Raw genomic sequence first — 19115 nt, 5'->3', positions numbered from 1 at the left:
AAGTCATGAAAAAAAAGATATTATTATTAACCGATTTTTCTAAAACCTCGCTCAATGCCATCATGTATGCTTTAGAGCTTTATAAGACCGACCGATGCGATTTTTTCGTACTCAATGTTTTTAAAACAACTTATAATATCATTGAGGATATTATTCCCCCTAAATCTGGGGAAAAGGGGTATGATATCCCTTATCAAAAGTCTACTGATGGTTTAGAGCGTATTGCTAAAATTATTCAATTTAAAGAAGATGAAAACCCTTACCATAGTTTTCAATACATCACTTTAAATAAGCCGCTCTTAAAAGGAGTTTTAGAAATTGTTGAAGAGAAGGATATTGAATTGGTTATCATGGGAACCAAAGGGGTTACCGACAGTCAAACTTCTGTTTTTGGAAGCTGTGCTGTTGAAATTATGGAAAAGGTTCGTAATTGTCCTGTATTAGTAGTTCCCAATGAAGCCAAACAAGAACTTCCTAAGGAAATTGTATTTCCAACCGATTACAAAACACAATACAAACGAAAAGAGCTTACATATTTAATTGACATTGTACGAAAGTGTAATGCTTCTTTAAAAATTTTACATGCTACCGAGGAAGAAAAACTAGAGCCCAACCAGGAAGAGCACAAAAAGATGCTACGAGAGTATTTTGACAGTATTCATCATACGTTTCACACACTCTCTTCTGCTACTATAGCTACGGCATTAAAATGTTTTGTAGAAAGTAGAGACAGTGATATGATTGCTTTTATAAATAGAAAGCATGCTTTTTTTGGAAGTGTTTTTTCACAACCATTGGTAAAAAAGATAGGGTACAAACTTAAAGTACCTGTGTTAGTATTACATGATTTAAAAAATTAAAACTTACAAAGATGAAAAATATAGGCATTTGGTTAGACAAGGAAAAGGCATTCATTGTAACCTTAGAAAACAACAACGAACATATGGAAAAAGTACTTTCTAATATTGAAAACTTTCATGTACGTGGTGGTTCTGGAACTCGCTTTAAAGGCGGACCTCAAGATGTAGTACAAGACAGTAAATATTTAGAAAGAGAAAAAAATCAAACTAAAAACTTCTTTAAAGATTTAGCCCTTAAAGTAAAAGATGCCAATGCATTGGCCATTTTTGGTCCTGCTGAAACTTTTGAAAAGTTTAAAAAAGAACTAGAAGTTTCATATAAAGACATAGACGCCAAAGTAAAAGGAGTTCGAAATGTAGACAGTATGACCAACAATCAAGTAAAAGCTTTGGTTAGAGATTTTTTTAAAAATGAATTCAACTAATCTAAGTAAGATTTAAGTTTTTAAAAAGTTCCATAAAACAATAGCCAAAGAGCTTCCCGTTATGGGAGCTAGTATATATAGCCACAATCCACTTAAATCTCCACTAATTAATGCAGGGGCTATGCTTCGTGCTGGATTAAAAGAACCACCCGATATAGGCCCTGCAATCAAAATAATTCCTACTACCAACATTCCTATAATTGCACCAGCCAAATGAGCTTGTTCTTTATTATTTGAAAAACTTAAAATAGTTAACATTAAAAAGAAAGTTAATATCATCTCCAATACCATTGAAGGAACAATTCCACCATTAGGCAAGGTTTCTCCCAATGTGTTTGATCCAGGAAACATTATAGATAACAACCCACTTGCCAAAATAGCTCCTCCTATTTGAGCCAAAACATATCTGAAGGCTTCTTTTCTAGGCATTAAATTACCTACAAACAAACCAATAGTTACCGCTGGATTTATATGTGCTCCTGAACTAGAACCAAAAGCATATATCATTGCTGCAACCATAATTCCAAATACTGCAGATATTCCTAATAAACCAAGACTTCCGTTTGATAATGAATTAACCACAACCGCTCCTGTTCCACAAAAAACTAGCGCAAAAGTTCCTATAAATTCCGATATATATTTTTTCATTAATTAGTTTTAATAAAAAAGGTAGTCTTTCAACTACCTTTTATAAATTATAGATCAATTGCATTCTCCCCCCCAGAAGAATAACTTCTATAAAGTTTATTCTTAAATTGCGTTTGCTCCAGCTTCAGCTACTGTATGGTCATTTTCTACCGTACTTCCACTTACTCCTACTGCTCCAATAACATTTCCTTCTGCATCTTTTACAGGTACTCCTCCAGGAAAGGTAATTAATCCGTTATTAGAATGTTCAATGTTGTATAAAGAACCTCCTGGCTGTGATAATTCACCAATTACTCCTGTATTCATATCAAAATAACGTGCAGTTTTTGCCTTCTTGATTGAAATATCTAACGACCCTAACCATGCTCCGTCCATACGTGCAAATGCAACTAAGTTTGCTCCTGCATCAACTACGGCAATGTTCATTTTTGTATCAATTGCAACCGATTTTTCTTTAGCTGCTATAATAATCTTCTCTGCTTGTTCTAATGTAATATTCATAATTCTTTTATTTTATTTCTAATTATGATGCAAATGTACAGTAGTAATCAAGCTGATTGATTACCAGAAAAGTTCAATTAGTTATGAAAAAAGGTCAAATTAAATTTCTGAAGGACTTACCTTAAATTTCTTTTTAAAAGCAGCGCTAAAATTAGATAGATTGTTATATCCTAATTCTAAATAAATATCAGAAGGTTTGGTGTGTTGATCTTCTAATAATTCTTTGGCTTTCGATAAACGTTGGTCTCTAAACCATTTACCAGGTGAAGTTTGATATTCTTTTATAAAGTTTCTTTTAAAAGTAGATAAACTCATATTACACAAAAAAGCAATCTCTTCTAAAGCTAAAGATGATAATACATTACTTTCTACTACTTTTTTAAAAGGAGAAGATTCTTTTTCTATTAGAGAGTATAAGTAGTTTTCAAATTGTTGTCCGTATTTGTTGGTTAAATACAATAACAACTCATCAAATTTTACAGACAATAAATTCTCCATAAATACTTTCGGAGCTTCTTTAATGGTATTTAATGAATTCAAATAAGAATCTATATAAGCATCGTTTTCAATCACAAAACAAGAACTTGTAGTAACAACATTGTTTTGATCTTTATGCTTCTTCAAAAAGGTTTTTAAGCGTTCTTCTGAAAAGAATAACAACTTACAGTAGTACGTTTCTTCAGTATCTAACAATTCGCTCCACAAACAATTTCCTTTGGCAATTAAAATAGATTGTGAATTATCTACTACATAAGATCCTTCTGCAAAATGAACTTGTTTAGTACCCTTTTGTAAAAAGCTAAACATGTGCATGTTTAAATTAACCTTGGTTTTAATGGCTTCTTCTTCCATTTTAAGGTCATACACAAAAAGCTCTGGATAAACAGATTCGTTTACATATGCATTTGGAATGTTATCTATAACAGGCTTCAATAGAATAGATTGAATAGGTTTCTTGTGGTTAATTTAAGAATCCTTGTTCCTTCATCCAAGCGTCTGAGTAAATTTTATCTGTATAACGAATTCCGTGGTCTGGTAACACCACAACTACAAAGCTATCTTCAGTAAAAGTACCTTTGTTTGCATATTGTTTTACCGCTTGAATGACAGCTCCAGAAGTATATCCACAAAATAACCCTTCATCTTTAATTAATTGACGGGCAGTTAAAGCGGCTTCTTTATCAGAAACCTTCTCGTATACATCTACCACATCAAAATCAGTTGCTGTAGGAATTAAGTTCTTCCCTAAACCTTCAATTTTATAAGGAGCAATTTCTTCTGTATCTAATTCTCCCGTTTCATGGAATTTTTTAATTACGGAACCAATAGCATCCACTCCTAAAACTTTAATATTCGGATTTTGTTCTTTTAAGTATCTACCCGTTCCCGAAATGGTTCCTCCTGTTCCACTAGCTATAACTACATGTGAAACTTTTCCTTGCGTTTGTTCCCAAATTTCTGGTCCGGTTGTATGGTAATGCGCTTCAATATTTAATTCGTTAAAATATTGATTGATATAGATAGATTTTGGTGTTTCTTTATGAATACGTTTTGCTGTTTCATAATATGAACGTGGATCATCTGCCGGCACGTTTGCCGGACATATATGTACCTCAGCCCCCATGGTTTTTAGTACTTCTATTTTGTGTTGTGAAGATTTATCACTTACGGCCAAAATACATTTATAGCCTTTTACCATGGCAATCATTGCCAAGCTAAACCCTGTATTTCCAGAAGTGGTTTCAACAATGGTATCTCCAGGTTTTAACAACCCTTTTTTCTCTGCATTTTCAACAATATGCAATGCAATTCTATCTTTAGCAGAGTGTCCTGGATTAAACGCCTCTATTTTAGCGTAGAAGTTACCCGGTAAATCGCTCGTGATTCGCTGTAACTTTACAATTGGTGTTTGCCCTACGAGTTCTAAAATTGAATTGTTTATTCCTTTGTTTCTATCCATTGTTTTCTATAAAAAAAGCGTCATTACGAGTTAAATGACGAAGTAATCAATTAAAATTGAGAATGCTTCGTTGCTCTCGCAATGACGCTTTTACACTCAATCGAGCGCAAAAATATAATTATTTTTCTAACTTATCCTCTAACATTAACAAGAACGTGTATTCTTCTGCAGTTTCTTTTAATGCATCGAAACGTCCAGAAGCACCTCCGTGACCTGCTTCCATGTTTGTATGTAAGAATAATAACTTATCATCTGTCTTTAATTCACGTAGTTTAGCAACCCATTTTGCAGGCTCCCAATATTGAACTTGACTATCGTGTAAACCTGTTGTTACTAACATGTTCGGATAGTTTTTAGCTTCTACCTGATCGTATGGAGAGTATGTTTTAATATAATCATAATACTCTTTATCATTTGGGTTCCCCCATTCGTCATATTCACCAGTAGTTAAAGGAATACTATCATCTAACATGGTAGAAATTACATCAACAAAAGGTACTGCTGCAATGATTCCGTTGTATAACTCTGGATTCATGTTTACAATTGCTCCCATTAATAATCCACCAGCAGATCCTCCCATAGCATATAAATGCTCTGGAGATGTGTATCCATTATCAATTAAATACTTAGAACAGTCGATAAAATCAGTAAATGTATTTTTCTTGTTTAACATTTTTCCGTCTTCATACCACTCACGTCCTAAATACTGACTTCCTCTAATATGTGCTAATGCGAAAATAAATCCACGATCTAATAAACTTAAACGTGTAGTTGAGAATCCATCGCTAATAGTATATCCGTAAGAACCATACGCATATTGTAATACTGGTGTGTTCTTATCAATCTTAGTATCCTTATGGTGTACAATAGATAAAGCTACTTTCTTACCATCACGTGCTGGTACCCAAATACGCTTGCTTACATAGTTTGCTTTGTCAAACTTCCCTCCTAATACCTCTTGTTCTTTTTTGATTTCTTTTGATTTGTCTTTCATATTGAAATCAATCACAGAACTTGGCGTTGTCATTGAGTTGTAGGTATAACGAATGATGTCTGTATCAAATTCTGGATTTGAATATACTCCAGCTGAATACGTTTCTTCATCAAATGGTAAATAGTAGTCATCAGCTCCATCCCAACGTTTGATACGAATCTTGTTTAATCCTTCGTTTCTTTCTTCTAAAACTAAATAGTCTTTAAAGATTGAAAAGTCTTCAAACAATGTATCTTCTCTATGAGGAATTACATCTACCCAGTTTTCTTTGCTAGTCTTATCCTCTGGAGTCTTCATTAACTTAAAGTTCGTAGCTCCATCTTTGTTGGTTTTGATATAGAAATGATCTCCATAGTGTGCAATATCATACTCTAAGTTACGCTCACGTGGTTGAATAATTCTAAACTCTCCATCAGGATTGTTAGCATCTAACACTTGGTATTCAGAAGATACGGTGTTATATGAACCAATTACAATGTATTTTTTCGATTTTGTTTTGGTAACAAACGTTCCGAAAGTATCATCTTTTTCTTCAAAAACTAATACATCTTCTGAAGCATCAGTTCCTAAAGTATGCTTGTAAATTTGAGAACTACGTAATGTTACCGGATCTTTCTTTGTATAGTATAATGTTTTGTTGTCATTAGCCCATACAGAACCTCCTGTAGTATTGTCGATCTTGTCTGAAAGAATCTCACCAGTTTCTAAATTCTTAACTTGAATGGTGTATTGACGACGACTAACGGTATCTGTTGCAAAAGCCACTAATTTGTTATCAGGAGTTACATTTAAACCTCCTAACTGAAAATAATCGTGTCCTTTAGCATTGTCATTTACATTAAAAATGATTTCTTCTTTAGCCTCTAAGTTTTCCTTTTTACGGCTATAGATAGGGTATTGTTGTCCTTTTTCGTAACGAGTAATATAGAAATACCCATTTCTTTTATAAGGAACAGACTCATCGTCTTCTTTAATACGTCCTTTCATTTCTTGAAATAACGACTCTTGGAAATCTTTTGTTTTTCCAGTTATTTCATCATAATATGCATTTTCAGCATTTAAATAGTCGTACACTTTTTGCGTTTGCTCGTCTTTCTGTTCAGCATTTTTTTGCTCATCAGATAAACGCATCCAGAAATAATTATCTGTTCTAACGTCTCCGTGTTTCTCTAATTTTGTCGGTTGTTTTTCTGCAACAGGGGCTTTTATCATCGTGTCTTTCATCTTTTTGTCTTTACAAGCGGATGCAAAAATAAGACTAAAAACTGAAGCAGATAGCAGTATTTTTTTCATTTTTATGTTTAGTTAATATTTAAAGGTGAAAATACTAAATTTGCTGTTAATAAAATCTTAAGATTTATGTTTGGAGACATTTCTGGAATGATGGGTAAATTACAAGAAGCCCAACAAAAAGTAGAAGAAACTAAAAAGCGTTTAGATACGGTATTGATAGATGAGGCTTCTTCTGATGGTAATATTAAAGTTACCGTAACGGCAAATAGAGAAATCAAAGCTATTTCTGTAAATGAAAATTTATTAGCAGATGCTGAAGAGTTAGAAGATTATTTAGTCTTAACTTTAAACAAAGCTTTAAAAAGAGCAGGTGAAATTAACGAACAAGAATTGGCTATTGCAGCAAAAGCTGGAATGCCAAACATTCCTGGAATGGACATGTTCAAATAAACCTTATCTATCTGATGTTATTTTTACAACTTGAAGATTATATGCTGCCTTGTCTAAACAAAAAAATGTTTGGAGTAGATTGCTTGGGCTGTGGTATGCAACGTGCTTTTAATTTGCTTATACATGGCGAATTTGTAGCTGCATTTAAGATGTATCCGGCTATATATACTTTGATTGTTTTATTTGGATATATTCTTTTAAATATAAAATTCAAGTTTCCGAATGCACAGAAAATTATTAGTATATTGGCTGTACTAAACATACTTATAATTATTATAAGTTATATTTTAAAAATGAATCAATTAATTTAAACACAACTATGAAAAAAAGGCTAAATCCAACTATTGTTTACGTTTTATCAATTGTTAGTTTTTTATGCTGTTGTTTTGCAGGATTAGGAATTTTCCTTGCTTTACCAGCGTTTTTAATGGCTAATAATGGTATAAAAGGTGCTGAAGCAAATCCTGAAGATTACGAAGGTGACTTACAGGCAATGAAAACTGCAAAAATAGTAGCTACGATTGCTTTGGCAATTAACGCACTATACTTGTTATACAACATCTATTACTTTGCTACTACTGACTGGGATGTTATTATGGAGCAATACAATAAAGCAATGGAACAATACCAATAAGAATTTTAAAATGACCCAATCGGGTCATTTTTTTTGTCTTAATACCAAGCAACACTTGTCATTACGAAAGAAGCGTAGCAGAATGAAGTAATCTGTCAAACTATAACGTACATATTAAACAGATTGCTTCGTTTCACTCGCAATGACGTTAGAGAATGTCCTTCAGAAAGTAATCCGAAAATTACACCACAAGAAACGACACAAATGAAAAGCTGTTTGACTCCGATAATATCGGAGGAGTTCTTTTCATTTCGTTTCGAGGATGATAATTTTCGAGTGAAACTTTCGACAGACTAGATTTTTTGGTTCTTTTTCATCAATGGAAAAAGAACAAGACATAAACAAATAATCAACTGTCACTTCGAGTGGAATTCTTGAAACGAAGTGAAGAGAATTTTGTATCGAGAAGGATTTACTACCAACCAATATTCTCGATACTATTTTATTTCGTTACACTACATAAAATCACTCGAACTGACATTTGAAAACATAAGAATCGTCATTACGAACGAAGCATATGCGTAGTAAAGTAATCTGTCAAAACATAACGTACACATTAAACAGATTGCTTCGTCGTACCTCCTCGCAATGAGGTCCTAAGAAAGTAATCCGAAAATTACACCGCAAGAAACGGTACAAATGAAAAGCTGTTTGACTCCGATAGCATCGGAGGAGTTCTTTTCATTTCGTTTCGAGGATTATAATTTTCGAGTGAAACTTTCGATAGACTAGATTTTTTGGTTCTTTTTCATCAATGGAAAAAGAACATGATAAAAACATAACGCACTGTCACTTCGAGTGAAATTCTCGAAACAAAGTGAAGAGAATTTTGTATCGAGAAGGATTTACTACTAATCAATGTTCTCGATACTATTTTATTTCGTTACACTTCATAAAATCACTCGAACTGACATTTGAAAACATAACAACCGTCATTACGAATGAAGTATATGCGGAATGAAGTAATCTGTCAAAAACATAACGTACAAACTCAACATCTTTCTTACTCTTTCATTTTGTCTTGATACAAAACGAAACAAAAAATCAAGACTGATTTTTCTTTGTTTGAATTCTACGTTTTATTCCATATTCGAATCCAGACCGTAAACTCTTTGGATTCTCTCATATTTCATAACCTTGAATTCTACTCAAATAAAAATAGGTCGGTTATTACGAACGTAATAAACAGATTGCTTCGTCGTACCTCCTCGCAATGACGTTAGAGAATGTCCTTAGAAAGTAATCCGAAAATTACACCACAAGAAACGGTACAAATGAAAAGCTGTGTGACTCCGATAGCATCGGAGGAGTTCTTTTCATTTCGTTTCGAGGATGATAATTTTCGAGTGCAGCTTTCGACAGACTAGATTTTTTGGTTCTTTTTCATCAATGGAAAAAGAACATAACATAAACAAATAATCTACTGTCACTTCGAGTGAAATTATCGAAACGAAGTGAAGAGAATTTTGTATCGAGAAGCGTTACTACCAACCAATGTTCTCGATACTATTTTGATCCGATTCTCTACTCAAAATCACTCGAACTGACATTTGAGAACATAACAACCGTCATTACGAATGAAGCGTATGCGGAATGAAGTAATCTGTCAAAAACATAACGTACACATTAAACAGATTGCTTCGTCGTACCTCCTCGCAATGACGTTAGAGAATGTCCTTCAGAAAGTAATCCGAAAATTACACCGTAAGAAACGACACAAATGAAAAGCTGTTTGACTCAGATAGCATCGAAGGAGTTCTTTTCATTTCGTTTCGAGGATGATAATTTTCAAGTGAAACTTTCGACAGACTAGATTTTTTGATTCTTTTTCATCAATGGAAAAAGAACATAACATAAACAAATAATCTACTGTCACTTCGAGTGAAATTATCGAAACGAAGTGAAGAGAATTTTGTATCGAGAAGCGTTACTACCAACCAATGTTCTCGATACTATTTTGATCCGATTCTCTACTCAAAATCACTCGAACTGACATTTAAAAACATAACAACCGTTATTACTAAAGAAGCGTATGCGGAATGAAGTAATCTGTCAAAAACATAACGTACACATTAAACAGATTGCTTCGTCGTACCTCCTCGCAATGACGTTAGAGAATGTCATTAATTTCTTAAAAGGTAAACACAAAATCTTTTTCCTGATAGGCGATCAACTAAGTAAATAAACTGGCTTTGTTCTTCATCTATCATTTTAAGAACGATCAATTCTTCTTTATACAATGCTATTTGAACCTCTGGAAGCCTCGCTTTCTGCTCTTTTTTCCGAAACATAAAACGATCTATGGAAACCTGATACTTCTTATTATCAACTTCGAATAGAATCTCTTTTTCTTTTAACTTGTATTGTAAAGCATTTCCAGAAGTTTTAACAATCTCATTGGCTTCTTTAGGTGTTGGATAAAACCCTGTGTACACCCCTTTTTGATACCCAAATAGAGTTGTACATAATTTAACCATAAAATTGTTTGGTGCATGGGTAAAAAACTCATTTCCTATAAAAATACAGCCAGATGTGGAACGATAGACACGATATTCTTTGTCTAAATTAGAAAAACCAAATCCTGGATATCCCACACCTTTTAAACGAGCATTCCCATCCAGATAATTGCCAATTCCTCCCACCAAACTGAATAACGGAAGTAATGACCAAGACGAAAACAGCAATAATTTCCATGTTAAGTCTGATTTTCTAATAAGTAAAACTATCAAAAAAAGCACCCAGAACGCAAATGGTAATAACCAAATCAATGGAAATACGAAAAATATCCATGAGCTTATTACCGCTACCCAAAACAATGGTTTTATATAGTTTTTTTTCTTTTCTTTATTTTCCATAACAATAAGCATTCTTCTTTTGCAAGCTAGCTATTTTCCATGAGTTATATCTAATAATACAATCATAAAATTCTTCTTGCTCCTACGCTAACAGATTGCTTCGTTTCACTCGCAATGACGGTAAGAAACGTCCTTAGAAAGTAATCCGAAAACTACACCGCAAGAAACGGTACAAATGAAAAGCTGTTTGACTCCGATAGCATCGGAGGAGTTTTTTTCATTTCGTTTCGAGGATGATAATTTTCGAGTGCAGCTTTCGACAGACTAGATTTTTTGGTTCTTTTTCATCAATGGAAAAAGAACAAGACATAAGCAAATAACCTACTGTCACTTCGAGTGGAATTCTCGAAACAAAGTGAAGAGAGTTTTGTATCGAGAAGGATTTACTACTAACCAATGTTCTCGATACTATTTTGATTCGATTCTCTACTCAAAATCACTCGAACTGACATTTGAGAACATAAGAACCGTCATTACGAATGAAGCGTATGCGGAATGAAGTAATCTGTCAAAAACATAACGTACAAACTCAATAACTTTCTTACCATTTCATTTTGTCTTGATACAAAACGAAACAAAAAATCAAGACTGATTTTTCTTTGTTTGAATTCTACGTTTTATTCCATATTCGAATCCAGACCGTAAACTCTTTGGATTCTCTCAAATTTCATAACCTTGAATTCTACTAAAAGCAAAATAGGTCGGTTATTGCTCAAAAAACGTCATTACGAAAGAAGCGTAGCGGAATGAAGTAATCTGTCAAACTATAACGTACATATTAAACAGATTGCTTCGTCCTACCTCCTCGCAATGACAGTTATTAATGACGAAAATTAAATTCCCTTTTTGGCATTGTATTTATCAGCAATATCTGTCCAATCACATCTTCGATGATGTTCAAAATTGATTTCTACTTTGCTATAATCGCTTTGATCATTTGTTCTCCATTCCTCCCACTCTTCTTCGTCCCATTCGGTTCTTTCATCATCGATATAAAATTGATCGTTTTTATATTCGTCAATAAGTAAATCGACAAAATCGTCAAAGCTATCGGCGATTACCGAAACGGGTTCGGATTCTCCGCAGGGTAAGTAAATAACTTGTCCGTAGATACCTTTTTCTGCTGGATCATAATCTATACATAAAAACTGTCCAGATCCATCGGTGGCAAAGGGAAGTCTTTTGACATTATACAAAGTATTTTTTACCAAATCTTTTTGATACAAACTATCGGGTACAGCATTATTTTCTTGCTCTTTAAAAAACTTATATTCTCCAATAATTCGATCACAACTATATAAGAAGTAACTAAAAAACGCATGCGGACTCTCTCCCCATTTCTCATCTCCATTGGTAAGTCTTAGCAAGTCTTTTAAAGATTCTGGAACTTCTAGTTTGGTTGTTTCTGTTATGGCTTTTATTTGTTCCTCACTGGCTCCTGGTGGTAAGGTTGCACGTATTTCTGGAAATTTGGTGGCTATGGTTGCTAGCAATTCGTCTATTTTATTTTTCATAGGTTTTGATATGGTTATTTTGCCAGCAAGCTACCAATTTTATACGTTTTATATAAAAATACAGCCGTAAAATTCTCCTTGCTCTCCTACTCAACCTCTAACAACTAGCGATAGCTACAAACTAACAAAAATCTAAAAACGAACATTTTTCTAAATTTAGTTTTGGTGATGGTTTTTGATTTAGCAATACTACGGGAAACCGTAGTTTATTTATAGTTAAAAATGTAGTTTTGAATTGACCAAGTCGATACATATATTTGTTTAATATACTACTACCCATTAAATGAAAAACTGCTGGACCTTTAAGACTATCTCTGATAGTGAACGAACTTATAAAAGTCATGACGGATATAATAATATTTTAACCTCTAAATATGTTTACGATAGTAATGTCGCCAACTCTAAGCAGGTAGCGAAAGGAGACTATGTTATTTTAGTGAATAAAAAACACATACTAGGTTTTGCTAAAATTTCTACTATTATCCGAACTCCTGGAAAGAAAAAAATATCAAGATGTCCAGAATGTGAAACTACAAACTATGAGGCTCGAAAAACTAAATTTCCTAAATATCGATGTAATAAAGGACATGAGTTTGAAACACCTATTTCTAATGAAGTTGATATTACAAAGTTTGAAGCAAGTTATGATGGCTCTTTTATAGCTAACGAAAAAGAAACTCCTATTTCCATTCTAAAAAACTATTATCTTAACAACTATAATCGAAATATGTCCATACAACGTATCGATTATAATTTCTTTTATAAATTTGATGCAAACATATTACACAAACTTGAAACAACAATTGTAGATGAAGAACCAAAAAAATATCTTTTAGATCATGAAGATCATCGAGAACTGGTAAATAGAGATATAAAAGCCAGAAAAGGGCAATCAGAATTTAGAAAAAAAATGCTTAGAAAATTTCAAAATACCTGCTGTATTACAGGTTGTACCATTATTGACATTTTAGAAGCCGCCCATATAAAACCCTACAGAGGTGAAAAAGATAACCACTCCGATAATGGTTTGTTATTACGAACAGATATACATACTTTATTTGATTTAAATCTTATCGGCATTAACCCTGATGACCTCAAAATTAAATTACATCCCTCAATAATGAGGGACGGTTATGAAGTTTTAAACGATAAAAAAGTGAGTTTTAGAAATGCTAGTAATACTAGTTTAGAGGCTCTTGAATATAATTGGATTTTATTTGTTAGGAAATTAAATGAGGTAAATCTATCCCTATAGATGTTCCATAACTAAAAGCTTTATTAGAGATTCTTTGTGCAAAATTCTCTTGTAGAGTTGTAATATATTTTAATTCTATTTTTTTATTAGTATAAGAAGCCTCAATACTTTTTATATTGTTTATCTCTATATACATAGTAAAAGGTTTACATGCTCCCCAATAAACAGAATGTATTATAGACTCATTTTTTATAAAAGAATAATAGTCTGTTTCAATTTTTTTTAATGCTGAAGTTAGATTCTCTGAAACATTTTCACTCTTAATAAAATAAAAATTATTATCAATTTTACTAGAATCTACACATACACAATGAGGAGTAAGTGAAAGAAAATAACCCTCTTCTATTACTTCATTAGGAATAGAACTACTATATAATTTAAATTCAAAAACATCTCCAAACCGAATATTTTCGTCTTTTATCTCCCTATCAAGAACATCAACAGTTGAAAGTTTTACGGCTAAATTAACTAAAGGATTAATAATTTGATATCCATCTATTTCATTTAATTCGTTTTCATCTCTATAATTCCCAATTACATCAAAAATCTTAGGCTTTAAGTTAATATTATATTCGTTCAATTCATTTAACCAAGATTTTAATAGGAAATCATAAAATTGATTTAAATAATTCGCTGATCTCGATTTATACCAGTCCATATGATAAAAGAAAGCCCTTTCATCAATTTGACTAATACCATTACCTATTTTAGAAAAATCTTCTCTAAGTCTATCTCTCATTTCTAAACTTAACAGAGTAATAAAATTATGAGGTGAACTTGAAATCATTTTGCTAAAACTTTCAAAAACATTTTCTGGGCTAACTCCTCTCATTCCGGTTTGGTCTGGTTTTGAAAATATTGTTACAATACAGTTGTTTATCTTAAAACCTATATCATCAACATCAATTCGCTGCAATTTATATGGGGTTGTATTCTTGGAATCTAATAGTAAATAAGTTAATAATAATAGTGCTTCTTTCCCTTTTATTCCAAAACTGGAGTTAAGTACTGTATTCAACTTTTTTTCAGTACTCTTTTTCTTGTTTGAATCTGTTATACTTAATTCCTCTTCAATAGCTTTTAATAAGTCTTGTTTTATGGTATCAAATCTAGCTGGATTATTTATTAGGTCAGATAATATTTTCAAAACTCTTTCATGTTCCCAAAATAATTCTATTTGATCTTCATCTATACCATGATCAGTTAGAGAGTTTATTTTTTCTGAGAAAGTCTTAAAAAACTCTTTTCTTTTAAGATCCTGTTCATCTATATCCCAGTTATTGAAATTAGATATGAGCTCTTCAGATATTTCATAAAATTCTTCTTCGGGCTTTTGGGTATATATTATTACAAATGGGATTTTCCCAATATCTATTATTTCTTTTAAAATTAATAAGGTACTCCCATAATTCCCCTTTCCTTCTAATTCCCAATCCAAAATTACAAGATCCTTATTGTTTAACATATAGCTAGAATTCCAACTCTCCTCAATACTTTTAAAGTGATAAATATCTAAGTCACAATCACCTTCTTCCCTAAAAGACTTATATAAACTTCTTGGTATTTCGTTAGATAATGTCTCTCCTTTATGTTCAATAGACTTATTAAATGACTCAATCTCTTCTTGTAACATGTAGGGTTCAATAAATCTATCATCGATACATATAGCTGATCTTATTGATGTTTTTATTATTTCTTTTGCTATTTCATCAAACTCTTTTTTATTAATATTTTCATTGACTTGTGACTCTATGTTTTTTATTTCATGATTCTGAGGGACTTTTGTTGTACTCATATTTTTTCTTTTATTTTTTCTTGGTAATGACAAAACACGCTCCTTGAAGCAGGTTATAATTCGAATCATTGGTTGCATATATTTCATAGCCTATAGCGTTTAAGTTATTTTTAGCCAGATATAAGCCAATACCTCTTCCATCTCTTTTTCTAGTATAAAATAATGTAAATATGTCTTCTAACTGAGTATCATCAATTCTTTCACCTGAATTCATGATTCTTATTTCATCATTTATTAATTCAATTCTTATTTTTCTTTCAGCAGAAGGTATTAACCAATAATTTGCATTATTAATAATATTTAAAAATACAGGTTTAACTATAGAATCATAAGAGAAAAACTCGTATTCTCTAAAAGCATCGTTTACTGTAAATTCGATTCTATATCTTGAAAATTCATTTTCAAAAAACTTCTTTATATACTTTTCTAATTCGTGACCAGTTATTACTTCCCTTGTCCTTCTACTAGTCCTGTATAATGGCTTCAGTAATTTGTAATTTCCTTCTAAGTGTTGAAACGCATTTTTAAGTTGCTTAAAGCTATATTCTATTTCTTTATTCTTTCTAGCAAACATATCTATTTCATGAACCGCATCATTCATTTGAGAATACATTACGTTAAATTGGTGGTCTATTATTTCTATAGCCATACCTAATTGTGCTAGCTCCTCATAATCACTAAGTCTCTTTTCTAAATTTTCATTTTGTTCTTGATACCAACCTCTTAAAAAATCATCATCTACATCTATCTGTACATTCTTAATATGTGTAATAAAGCCTTCAAAAGAATTTTCAATGACTTTCTTTTGCTCTTCAATTAAATTAATTAAGCCATTTATCTTGATAGAAATATTTTCTTTAGTATCATCTTCAGATATTTTATAAGGCTCTGATTGGGTAATAAAAGAATCTTTTTGAACTTCCCTTTCTTGACCTAGTAAGTCATAAATTCTTTTAAATGAATCTTTAGATATTTCCTGAAAACTTTTAAACTGTCTATCTATATACCTTATATGACCTCTAAACTTTTCATTAAACTCTAATTTTAAATTTTCTAGATTGATCCTTTCTCTAGTTTTATCAACTAAAAGAATAATATCATTTACTTTATCATTAATAGAGTAATATTTTTTTTGATAATCAGTATATTGTTGTTCTTGTCTTTTTGTTATTTTAACACCCTTTGGTTTTTGAATTTTTAAAGCTCTTAAATCACTTTTCTTGGAATCAAAACGTTCCAATAGTTTGTTATAATTGTTATAATTTATTTCAATTTCATCTACTTCTGATTGAATTTCCTTTTCTATTTCAAAAATTTCTTTAGTTAACCCATCTATTAAATTTTGAAACTCTTTTAAGTTTTCTACAAAGGCTTTCTTCGTTTTGGCATTTTTCCTTTTTGCTGCTGCTAACTGCTTTTCAAACTTACTTCTAATTTCATCAATTTGTAGATCTCTTAATGTTCTTTCGTCTTCATTATTTGAAGAACGTAAATAACGTTTAGCTATATCTATAAAAAAATCAATAAGATCCTGTCTAAATTCTCGATAAGCTTTGTTTTGAATAAATCCTTCTCTACCAGCTTTGTCTTTTAAACTTTTATTATACTCTCTTGATAAATCTATATACCCTATAAAACGTCTATGACTGAAGAAATATTCACCTGCTCTCATAGATCTTCTCTTTTCAAACTCCAAAAAATCTGATTCCGTTCTACCGTAAGGTAACACTCTAAAATCATCTCGGTAAATATATAAACCTCCAAACGTTTCTAGTTTTGAGTTTAAGTTCGCATATTCTTCTTTAGTTAAAGTAGAACTTTTTAATTCTCCTTCAACTGCACCCCATTCTATGCTAAAAGGCCCATAAGGCGTTAACCCAGGAGGTCGATTAGGTTTAAAAGTGTATTTTTCTCTACGATCAAATATTTTAATTTCTCCAGAGAAAAGTCCATGTTCATCAAACTCTCCTTTTAACCAGTGATCAGCACCTAACATTTCATCTTTAGTAAAGAAATCATCAATTAAATCATATTTCCCCGCAGCATCATAGATTAAAAACTTTGTGTTAAAATCTTTATTTGGAGTTTTCAAATCATTATGGAGTCCACTTAAAGAAGCTCTTAAATATTTAAGAGAACTATCATTTAGCAGATTAACGCGGTCCTTATCTGATAATTCTAGAAGTTGATCATGAGGAGTAAATACTATAAAGCACGTACCATGATAATCTTTTTTACAAAAATCATCAATAACATCATTGTATATAAACTTAGGTAAGTGTATTTCTTCAAGATTCTTTAAAATAGCATCTCTCAGTTCTAATTGCTCTTTCCATTTGTCTTTATTTAAGTTTTCCTTAAACATATTTCTAGCATCATCGATACTTTTTTCAAAATCTTCTACTTTACCAAAAGAAAATAAAGGGATATTTAAATCTTCTAAAAAGAAATCATAATTATCAAGTACCCTCCAATCAATAAAAAAAGCACTAGCTTTTTTATTTTTTTTCTTAGTAATCATTAGCATTTGACTACCTAAATATGAAACGGATAGTCTTCCTATCCCCTTCTCTCCCATTGGTATACGCCTCTGTAATCCAAATTCAGGAGTAATTTTTTCATTTCTTGCTTTGGAATCTGTACCTAATACAAACCACTTGTTTAATATGTCCTCTTCAGACATCCCAAAACCGTCATCCGAAAGTAAAAAGATTGGGGAAATATTATCTTTATAAGTATCTAAGAATAATTTACATTCTAAATTTTTAGCATAGGCATCATACCCATTTTTCCATAGTTCGGTAATGGCCGTTGGTAAATCTGCAATTTGTCCTTTTCCTAATAATTCTACAGCTCTGGCTTTCGCTCTAAAGTTAGCCATTTATATGATTTTTTATAATAGCTTTCCCAATACACTTAGCATATTCTGGGGGTACAGCATTACCTATAATTCTGGCTGTATCTGCTATTGAGGTTGTTTTAAATTTATAAGTTTTCGGAAAAGATTGTAATACAGCTCCTTCTCTTAAAGAAATGGCTCTATTTTCCTCTGGGTGTGCGAATCTTCCGTTAGAAATACTGAAAAATTTGGTTGTTATCGTAGGAGATGGTCGGTCCCACCACATTCTACCATATATGTCTTTAAATCCATTTGTTTTACCAAAATGACAAGGTGGTGCTAACCTTTTATCATTAACATAAGCTAGTCTTGTACCTCCATCTTTTGGTGTTACTTCTAATCTCTCGAGGTTAATTTCTTTAAGACCAGCAACGGTATGCATAAAATTCGAAGAATCTTTATGCCCTTGTTCTATTTTTGGAAAACCGTTATGCTCTCCTAAGACATCTCGTACTGTTTTTTTCTTACCCTTTTTTGAAATAGGCTCTAACTCCGCGTTTGAGATCCGATTAGCGATCAACGTAAATCTTTTTCTATGTTGCGGAACTCCATACTCACTTACTTCATGAACATTTATATGAACTTTATAATTTTGTTCTTTTGATTCTAAATATTCTATAAAATCGTCTAATCCACTTTCCTTTTTCTTTCTATAAACTCCTGGTACATTTTCTACCACGACATAACCAGGATTAAAATACTCTACAAACCTTCTAAACTCAATTAATAAGTTTTTAGACTTTTTAGATTTTTCTTTATCGGTATTAATAATACTCCAATACTGACATGGACTACATCCTATCAATATTAGATCATCATCATTTCTCTCTAAATTTAGCTCTTGCTCAAGATCTTCTGCATTTAAATCAAAGACATCCCTAGGTAAGAACTTACTCCCCTTTATATTGGCCTCGTAAGTTTCCTTGCACTTGGTTTCGTAATCTATACCCGCTAAAACTTTTATACCTGCTTTTTGCATACCATAACTCATTCCGCCTCCACCGCAAAAAAAATCTACTGCTTTAAGTTTAGGTAATTGTCTCTCTTCCTCCATAAAAATATTGTCAACTAACAAATTTATTATTTTATCTC

16 protein-coding genes are annotated in these 19115 nt (G+C 31.9%); 6 read left to right on the top strand and 10 right to left on the bottom strand.

Annotation, left to right across the window (positions count from 1 at the left end; genetic code table 11):
• Positions 1-5: 5 nt before the first annotated feature.
• Both Q0873_RS14790 and Q0873_RS14785 read left to right on the top strand, forming a co-directional pair.
• Positions 6-860: a universal stress protein gene (locus tag Q0873_RS14790; protein WP_299108687.1), complete on the top strand. Its 855-nt coding sequence runs from the start codon at positions 6-8 to the stop codon at positions 858-860.
• Positions 861-871: 11 nt separating this feature from the next.
• On the top strand, positions 872-1285 hold the full coding sequence (locus tag Q0873_RS14785; RefSeq protein ID WP_299108685.1) for a hypothetical protein: 414 nt from the start codon (positions 872-874) through the stop codon (positions 1283-1285).
• A gap of 12 nt (positions 1286-1297) precedes the next feature.
• On the opposite strand, the gene Q0873_RS14780 is transcribed toward Q0873_RS14785, so the two are convergent.
• From Q0873_RS14780 to Q0873_RS14760, 5 genes are all read right to left on the bottom strand, one after another.
• The gene (locus Q0873_RS14780; protein ID WP_299108683.1) at positions 1298-1933 is read right to left on the bottom strand and encodes an aquaporin; all 636 of its coding nucleotides are present in this window, start codon (positions 1931-1933) and stop codon (positions 1298-1300) included.
• 102 nt (positions 1934-2035) lie between these two features.
• Complete coding sequence (locus Q0873_RS14775) at positions 2036-2434, bottom strand: heme-binding protein (protein ID WP_299108682.1); 399 nt, start codon at positions 2432-2434, stop codon at positions 2036-2038.
• A 99-nt stretch (positions 2435-2533) separates the two neighbouring features.
• Positions 2534-3367, bottom strand: coding sequence for an AraC family transcriptional regulator (locus tag Q0873_RS14770; protein WP_299108681.1), 834 nt, complete (start codon positions 3365-3367; stop codon positions 2534-2536).
• Between the two features lie 28 nt (positions 3368-3395).
• Positions 3396-4394, bottom strand: coding sequence for a cysteine synthase family protein (locus Q0873_RS14765; RefSeq protein WP_299108680.1), 999 nt, complete (start codon positions 4392-4394; stop codon positions 3396-3398).
• A 118-nt stretch (positions 4395-4512) separates the two neighbouring features.
• On the bottom strand, positions 4513-6681 hold the full coding sequence (locus Q0873_RS14760; RefSeq protein WP_299108679.1) for a S9 family peptidase: 2169 nt from the start codon (positions 6679-6681) through the stop codon (positions 4513-4515).
• Positions 6682-6747: 66 nt separating this feature from the next.
• Between Q0873_RS14760 and Q0873_RS14755 the strand changes: the two genes are divergently transcribed.
• Genes Q0873_RS14755 through Q0873_RS14745 form a run of 3 tightly spaced genes read left to right on the top strand, consistent with a single transcriptional unit; the run spans position 6748 to position 7705 of the window.
• Entirely contained in the window at positions 6748-7071 is a 324-nt protein-coding gene (locus Q0873_RS14755; protein ID WP_299108678.1) for a YbaB/EbfC family nucleoid-associated protein, read from the top strand.
• Between the two features lie 14 nt (positions 7072-7085).
• Positions 7086-7382, top strand: a complete 297-nt coding sequence (locus Q0873_RS14750; RefSeq protein ID WP_363322560.1) for a DUF2752 domain-containing protein — start codon at positions 7086-7088, stop codon at positions 7380-7382.
• An 8-nt stretch (positions 7383-7390) separates the two neighbouring features.
• Positions 7391-7705: a CCC motif membrane protein gene (locus tag Q0873_RS14745; protein WP_299108677.1), complete on the top strand. Its 315-nt coding sequence runs from the start codon at positions 7391-7393 to the stop codon at positions 7703-7705.
• Positions 7706-9828: 2123 nt separating this feature from the next.
• Here Q0873_RS14745 and Q0873_RS14740 read toward each other — a convergent pair.
• Together Q0873_RS14740 and Q0873_RS14735 are read right to left on the bottom strand one after the other, a co-directional pair.
• Entirely contained in the window at positions 9829-10560 is a 732-nt protein-coding gene (locus Q0873_RS14740) for a hypothetical protein (RefSeq protein WP_299108676.1), read from the bottom strand.
• A gap of 833 nt (positions 10561-11393) precedes the next feature.
• Positions 11394-12074, bottom strand: a complete 681-nt coding sequence (locus tag Q0873_RS14735; protein ID WP_299108674.1) for an SMI1/KNR4 family protein — start codon at positions 12072-12074, stop codon at positions 11394-11396.
• Positions 12075-12357: 283 nt separating this feature from the next.
• Here Q0873_RS14735 and Q0873_RS14730 point away from each other — a divergent pair, with 283 nt between their 5' ends.
• Entirely contained in the window at positions 12358-13329 is a 972-nt protein-coding gene (locus Q0873_RS14730) for an HNH endonuclease signature motif containing protein (RefSeq protein WP_299108672.1), read from the top strand.
• Here Q0873_RS14730 and Q0873_RS14725 read toward each other — a convergent pair.
• The 3 genes from Q0873_RS14725 to Q0873_RS14715 are packed head-to-tail and all read right to left on the bottom strand — an operon-like array spanning position 13295 to position 19077.
• A complete protein-coding gene (locus tag Q0873_RS14725) occupies positions 13295-15124 on the bottom strand; it encodes a response regulator receiver domain (protein ID WP_299108670.1) in 1830 nt (609 codons plus the stop codon). The genes Q0873_RS14730 and Q0873_RS14725 overlap by 35 nt on opposite strands.
• A gap of 10 nt (positions 15125-15134) precedes the next feature.
• Positions 15135-18005 carry an ATP-binding protein gene (locus tag Q0873_RS14720; protein ID WP_299108666.1) on the bottom strand — a complete coding sequence of 957 codons (2871 nt, stop codon included), beginning with the start codon at positions 18003-18005 and terminating at the stop codon, positions 15135-15137.
• Positions 17998-19077, bottom strand: coding sequence for a DNA cytosine methyltransferase (locus tag Q0873_RS14715; protein ID WP_299108665.1), 1080 nt, complete (start codon positions 19075-19077; stop codon positions 17998-18000). The genes Q0873_RS14720 and Q0873_RS14715 overlap by 8 nt, the downstream gene beginning before the upstream one ends.
• Between the last annotated feature and the right edge of the window lie 38 nt (positions 19078-19115).

Source organism: uncultured Tenacibaculum sp. (genome assembly GCF_947498805.1).
GTDB lineage: Bacteria > Bacteroidota > Bacteroidia > Flavobacteriales > Flavobacteriaceae > Polaribacter.
The sequence above is the reverse complement of the archived record's forward strand: the minus strand, read 5'-3'. Positions and strand labels throughout refer to the sequence as shown.